Here is a 6,271-nt window from a genome sequence, read left to right as displayed (position 1 = left end):
CCCCAGATACGCCCGCTCGGGCACCCAGGTGATGCGGTACTCGGGCGCTTCGGTCGCGGGGCGCAACCCGGCATAGATCGCCGTCACCTCGTGCCCCGCCAGCGCCGGCAGGATCGCGGCCCCGCGCGCGCGCAACCCCGCCAGCGTGGCGGCATCCAGCGCGGCGTGGCGGCGGTCGTCCTGATCCTCGGCGGTGGGGCCGACCAGCAGGTTGCCATAGACGGTGCGGCAGACCACGACGCCCTTGGTGGTCTCGGTCGGGACCGGCAGCAGGATATGGCGCGTCAGCGCCGCCGCGGGCTTGTCGAAGACCACGAACTGCCCCTTGCGCGGGCGGATGGCAAAATCCGCCTGGCCCAGGCACATCGCCTCGACCCGGTCGCCCCACAGCCCCGCCGCCACCACCACCGCACGCGCCACGACCACGCCACCCGGCGTCGTCAGCCGCCAGCGCGCCCCGTCCCAGTCGGCCGCCGTCACCGGCGCGCCGCGGCGCAGCGCCGCCCCGTTCGCCAGCGCCTGGTTCAGATAGGCCAGCGGCGCCGACCACGGATCGATCAGGTATTCCCCCGGCACCCGGAACCCCGCCACCACACCCGGCGCCAGCGCGGGTTCCAGCGCGCGGATCGCCCCGCCATCCATCACCGCGATGTCGTCCACCCCGTTGGCGCGCGCCTTGTCCATCAGACCCGGCAGGCGCGCGGCCTCGGCCTCGGTCCAGGCCAGGACCAGCGCGCCGGCACGGTCCAGCGGCAGGCCCAGGCGGGCGTGGATCTCCAGATACTCGGCATGGCCGGCGCGCACGCAGGCGGCCTCCAGGCTGTCGGGGGGCGCATCGAAGCCGGTGTGCAGGATCGCGCTGTTGCCCTTGGAGGCGCCGTCCAGGATGTCCTGCGCCGCCTCCAGCACGACCACCCGCGCGCCCTCCAGCGTCAGGCGGCGCGCCACCGCGCAGCCCACCACGCCCGCGCCGATCACCGCAACGTCGACCCCGTCCATATCGGCCCCGCCCATATCGGCCCCCGGATTGCCCGATTATCGGGATCAAGGTGATCCGCAGTGACCGTTCAGTCAAGCATTCCCGCCCCGACCGCCATGATTCGCCCGTTCGGGCGCAAAAAATCGTTGACAGACCCGCCGCCGCCGTGGCCGCATCATCCCGAACCAGGGGGTACCGGACCCGTGAAACCCGACGCGCGCCGCCAGCTGATCCTTGCGCATGTCGCCCGCCAGGGCGAAGCGCGGGTGGAGGACCTCGCGCGCAGGTTCGACGTCTCGCTGGAGACGATGCGCCGCGACCTCGCACAGCTCGCCGAGGCCGGCGAGGTCATCAAGCGCCATGGCCGGGTGCGCCGCGCCGCCCTCGTGCATGAACCCGACATGACCGACCGCATGGCCACGCAGGGCGCGCAGAAGGCCCGCGCCGCCACCCACCTCGCCGCCCTGATCCAGCCCAACGAGACGGTGTTCATGGACACCGGCTCCACCACGCTGGCCTGCGCGCGGGCGCTGGCGCGGGTGGCGGGGCTGACCTGCATCACCAACTCGCTGGCGATCGCCGAGGTGCTGGGCCGCGCCGGGCGGCGGGTGTTCCTGCTGGGCGGCAGCTACGGCCCCGCCAACGCCCAGACCGTCGGCCCCATGGTGATCGAACAGGCCACCCGCTTTCGCGCCGACCGCGCCATCGTGACCGTCGCAGGGCTGGAGGCCCGCGCCGGCGCCACCGACGCCGACGTCGAGGAGGCGCAGGTCGCCCGCGCCATGCTGGCACAGGCCGACATGTCCGTGGTCGTGGCCGACAGCGCCAAGTTCGGCCGCCGCGCGGCGTTCACGGTGTCTCCGCTGCGCGCGCTGGGGTTGATCGTGTCCGAGCACGGCGCCCAGACCCCCGACGACTGGCTGGCCACCGCCCCCCCCGAGCCCGCCACATGAGGCGCGCGCTGCTGCTTTATGTCCGCGCCGCCGACCGGCTGGCGGACTGGACCGGCTGGATCGCGATGATGCTGATCTTCGTGATGATGGCGGTGATGCTGTGGGACGTGGTCGCGCGCAAGTTCCTCGACATCTACATCATGTGGGGGCTGGAGTTCCTGCAGTTCACGCTGGCGGCCTATTACTTCATGGGCGGCGCCAAGACGCTGAAGGACAACACCCATGTCCGGATGGACCTGTTCTATGACCGGCTGACGGTGCGGGGCCGGGCGTGGATGGATCTGGCGACGGTGGGGTGTCTGATCTTCTACCTTGCGGTGCTGCTGTGGGGGTCGATCTCCAGCCTTCAGTTCTCGATCGACACGAACCAGCGGCTGCCGTCGGTGTGGCGCCCCTCGGTCGTGCCGATCAAGGCGCTGATGACGGCCTGCATCGCGCTGATGCTGGCGCAGTCGTTCGCGCTGGTGATCCGGCACGCCCACACCGCCCTGACCGGGCGTGACCTGTTTCCCCGGGAGCCCGCATGACCCACGAGGCCATCGCCCTTCTGATGTTCCTGTCGCTGATGGTCCTGATGATGACCGGCCAGCGGGTATTCGCGGCCATCGGCTTTGTCGCCGCGATCATGGCGCTGGTGGGCTATGGCGTCGGCGGCGAGGAGCTGGCCTTCAACCAGGCGTTCAAGCTCTTTCGCTGGACGGCGCTGGTGGCGCTGCCGCTGTTCGTGTTCATGGGCTATGTCATGGCGCGCTCCGGCATCGCCGAGGATCTGTACCGGATGTTCCACGTCTGGTTCGGACGCGTGCCGGGCGGGCTGGCGGTGGGCACGGTGTTCCTGATGGTCGTGATCTCGGCCATGAACGGGCTGTCGGTGGCGGGCATGGCGATCGGCGCCACCATCGCCCTGCCGGAGATGCTGCGGCGCGGATACGACAAGGTGCTGGTCACCGGGGTGGTGCAGGGGGGATCGTCGCTGGGGATCCTGATCCCGCCGTCGGTGGTGATGATCCTCTATTCCGCCATCGCGGGGCAGCCGGTGGACCGGCTGTGGATCGCGGGCATCGTGCCGGGGCTGCTGATGGCGGGGATGTTCGTCGTCTACATCCTGATCCGCGCGCGGCTGAACCCCGCGCTGGCGCCGCCCGCGACGGATGCCGACCTGGACATGCCGCTCGGCGCGAAACTGGCGCTGGCGCGGGCGGGCATCCTGCCGCTCCTGATTTTCGGCGCGATGATCGGGCTGTTTCTGGGCGGCGTGACCTTCCTGCACGAAAGTGCCGCCATCGGCGCGCTGGCCACGATGATCGCGGCCGCCGTCAAACGCCGCCTGACATGGGCCATGCTGCGCGAGAGTGCCGAGCGCACCCTCGCCATCTCGTGCCTGTTCATGTGGATCATCCTCGCGGCGCTGGCCTTCTCCACCGTGTTCGACGGGCTGGGCGCCGTGCGCGCGATCGAGGCGCTGTTCATCACCCGCTGGGACCTGTCGCCGTGGGAGGTGATCATCCTCATGCAGCTCAGCTTCCTGTTGCTGGGGATGTTCTTTGACGACACCGCGATGCTGGTGATCGTGGCGCCGCTCTATATCCCGCTGGTGCGGATGCTGGATCTGGGGTTCGACAGCGTGCGCGACCAGATGATCTGGTTCGGGGTCCTCTACACCATGACCTGCCAGATCGCCTACATCACGCCCCCCTTTGGCTACAACCTGTTCCTGATGCGCGGCATGGCCCCGGCCGAGGTCACGCTGTGGGACATCTACCGATCCATCTGGCCCTTCGTGGGCATGATGGCGCTGACCATCGCGCTGGTGATGCTGTTTCCCCAGATCGCGCTGGTCCTGCTGTAAAAAACCCCAACAAGGAGGACGGCCCATGACCACCCCATCCCAGCGCATCCTGGCCTCGCGCCGCAAGTTCCTGACGACGGCGGCCATCGGCGGGGGGGCGGCTGCGGCCTCCACGCTGGCCGCGCCCTATGTCTCGGCGCAATCCCCGATCCGGTGGCGGTTGCAGACCTATTCCGGCGCGCCGCTGGGCGCGCATGTCATCAAGCCCCAGATCGACGCCTTCAACCGGGCCGCCAACGGCGAGATGGAGATCGAGCTCTACTACGCCGACCAGCTGGTCCCCACGGACGAGCTGTTCCGCGCGCTGCAGAACGGCACGCTGGACGCGGTGCAGTCGGACGAGGCGACGATGGCCTCCCCCGTCGATATCTCGGTCTTCGGCGGCTACTTTCCGTTCGCGACGCGCTTCAGCCTCGATGTGCCGGCGCTGTTCAACTACTACGGCCTGAACGAGATCTGGCAGGAGGCGTACGACGAGGTCGACAACGTCACCTGGCTGTCCTCGGGCGCCTGGGACCCGCTGCACATCTTCACCATCGATCCGATCCGGAGCCTCGCCGACATGCGCGGCAAGCGCGTCTTCGGCGTGCCCACCGCCGGGCGCTTCCTGTCGCGCTACGGGCTGATCCCCGTCACCGTGCCGTGGGACGACGTGGAGGTCGCGCTGCAGACCGGACAGCTCGACGGCGTCGCATGGTGCGGCTTCACCGAGGCGTATGAGGTCGGCTGGGCCGACATCTGCAACTATGCGCTGACGAACTCGGTCACGGGGGCGTGGTTCGGCAGCTACTTCGCCAACACCGCATCGTGGAACAACATCCCCCCCCATTTGCAGGAGCTGTTCCGCATCACCATCGACCAGTCGCACTACTACCGCGCCGTCTGGTACTGGGGCGGCGAGGCGCAGCTGCGCGTCCACGGCGAGAAGATGGAGCTGACCTCCCTCCCGGCCGAGGAATGGGCGCAGGTCACCGCCGACGCCAACGGCTTCTGGGACGAGATCGCGGGATCAAGCCCCCGCGCCGGCCGCGTCGTGCAGGCCTTCAAGGACTACGCCGCCAACATGGAGGCCGCGGGCTACCCCTACCGCTGACGGCCCCGGACCCGCGGCGTCCGCACACCCCCTGTGCGGGCGCCGCATCTTGCATGCGCGGGCGGGATCGCTAGCTGTGGGCCATTACCCGGCAGCAGCAGGAGGCCCCCGATGGCGCTGGCCAATACCCACCACAGCTATGGCAGCGCCGCGCGCGTGCTGCACTGGATGACCGCGCTGGTGATCCTGACGGCGTTCCCGCTGGGCCTGATCGCCAACGCCTGGCCATGGGAGACGTCGGACCAGTTCGCGGTCAAGGCCACGCTGTTCAGCCTGCACAAGACGGTGGGGCTGATGGCCTTCACCCTGGCGGTGGTCCGCATCACCTGGGCGGTGGTCCAGCCCCACCCCGCCCCGATCCACCCCGAACGGCGCTGGGAAACCGCGCTGGCCGGCGTGGTGCACTGGATGCTGTATCTGTCGCTGCTGATCGTGCCGCTGTCGGGCTGGGTGCACCACGCCGCCACCACCGGCTTTGCGCCGATCTGGTGGCCGTTCGGGCAATCGCTGCCGTTCGTGCCGGTGGATGACGGGGTGGCCTCGGCCTCGGCGGCGATGCACTGGCTGTTCACCAAGGTGCTGGCGGCGTCGCTGGTGCTGCATGTGGCGGGGGCGATCAAGCACCACGCGCTGGACCGCGACGCCACGCTGGTGCGGATGTGGCGCGGCACGCCGGCGGGCGGCGACCGCGCGGCGCATGGCTGGGCGCCCGCGGGAATCGCGGTGGTGCTGTATGGCATGGCCACCGCCGCCGCGCTGGCGCTGGTGCCCACCGACACGGCCCGCCCCACCCTGGGCGCGGGCACCGGCAACTGGCAGGTGACCGAGGGCACCCTGGCCATCGAGGTCCGCCAGATGGGCAGCGCGATCGAGGGCAGCTTCGGGCAGTGGACCGCCGACATCGACTATGACCCCGACACCCGCTCGGGCACGGTGCAGGTGACGATCGACATCGAAAGCCTGCGCCTCGGCTCGGTCACCGCGCAGGCGATGGGGGCGGATTTCTTTGCCGCGGACGATCACCCCACCGCCGTCTTTGCCGCCGACATCGGCGACCGCGACGGCGATCTGGTGGCCGACGGGACCCTGACCCTGCGCGGGACCGAAGCGCCCGTCACCCTGCCCTTTGTGCTCCGGATCGACGGCGACCGCGCCGTGATGGAGGGGCAGACCACGCTGGACCGCCGCGACTTTGCCATCGGCATGGGCCAGACCGACCCCGCCACGCTGGGCTTCGATGTCGCCGTGCGCATCGCCCTGGAGGCCGAGCGCGAGTGACCCAGCCCCGCGCGCAGCGCAACCCCGCCTTGCATTTCCGGCCCTATGGGTCGCCCCCGGAACTGGTATTCACAATGCAATAACCGGGTGCGGAGGGTGCGGCATGGGGGCGACCCATA

6 protein-coding genes are annotated in these 6,271 nt (G+C 69.9%); 5 read left to right on the top strand and 1 reads right to left on the bottom strand.

What is annotated here, in order from left to right:
• Positions 1 to 1,014, bottom strand: a 1,014-nt coding sequence (locus CCR87_RS12225) for an NAD(P)/FAD-dependent oxidoreductase (protein ID WP_201157805.1), incomplete at its 3' end; no start/stop codon positions are given.
• Between the two features lie 168 nt (positions 1,015 to 1,182).
• On the opposite strand from CCR87_RS12225, the gene CCR87_RS12220 reads away from it, so the two are divergent.
• From CCR87_RS12220 to CCR87_RS12200, 5 genes are all read left to right on the top strand, one after another.
• On the top strand, positions 1,183 to 1,932 hold the full coding sequence (locus CCR87_RS12220; protein WP_201157804.1) for a DeoR family transcriptional regulator: 750 nt from the start codon (positions 1,183 to 1,185) through the stop codon (positions 1,930 to 1,932).
• Positions 1,929 to 2,459 carry a TRAP transporter small permease subunit gene (locus CCR87_RS12215; RefSeq protein WP_201157803.1) on the top strand — a complete coding sequence of 177 codons (531 nt, stop codon included), beginning with the start codon at positions 1,929 to 1,931 and terminating at the stop codon, positions 2,457 to 2,459. The genes CCR87_RS12220 and CCR87_RS12215 overlap by 4 nt, the downstream gene beginning before the upstream one ends.
• A complete protein-coding gene (locus CCR87_RS12210; RefSeq protein ID WP_201157802.1) occupies positions 2,456 to 3,781 on the top strand; it encodes a TRAP transporter large permease in 1,326 nt (441 codons plus the stop codon). The genes CCR87_RS12215 and CCR87_RS12210 overlap by 4 nt, the downstream gene beginning before the upstream one ends.
• 49 nt (positions 3,782 to 3,830) lie before the next feature.
• Positions 3,831 to 4,874, top strand: a complete 1,044-nt coding sequence (locus tag CCR87_RS12205; protein WP_201157806.1) for a twin-arginine translocation signal domain-containing protein — start codon at positions 3,831 to 3,833, stop codon at positions 4,872 to 4,874.
• Positions 4,875 to 4,985: 111 nt separating this feature from the next.
• Positions 4,986 to 6,152, top strand: a complete 1,167-nt coding sequence (locus tag CCR87_RS12200; RefSeq protein WP_201157801.1) for a cytochrome b/b6 domain-containing protein — start codon at positions 4,986 to 4,988, stop codon at positions 6,150 to 6,152.
• Positions 6,153 to 6,271: the final 119 nt, after the last annotated feature.

Source organism: Rhodobaculum claviforme, assembly GCF_016653255.1.
GTDB classification, from domain to species: Bacteria; Pseudomonadota; Alphaproteobacteria; order Rhodobacterales; family Rhodobacteraceae; genus Rhodobaculum; species Rhodobaculum claviforme.
The sequence above is the reverse complement of the archived record's forward strand: the minus strand, read 5'-3'. Positions and strand labels throughout refer to the sequence as shown.

What these genes read in the sequence shown, in the direction of transcription:
- CCR87_RS12215 (WP_201157803.1), top strand. Translation starts at nt 1,929, where the DNA reads ATGAGGCGCGCGCTGCTGCTTTATGTCCGCGCCGCCGACCGGCTGGCG.
- CCR87_RS12210 (WP_201157802.1), top strand. Translation starts at nt 2,456, where the DNA reads ATGACCCACGAGGCCATCGCCCTTCTGATGTTCCTGTCGCTGATGGTC.
- CCR87_RS12200 (WP_201157801.1), top strand. Translation starts at nt 4,986, where the DNA reads ATGGCGCTGGCCAATACCCACCACAGCTATGGCAGCGCCGCGCGCGTG.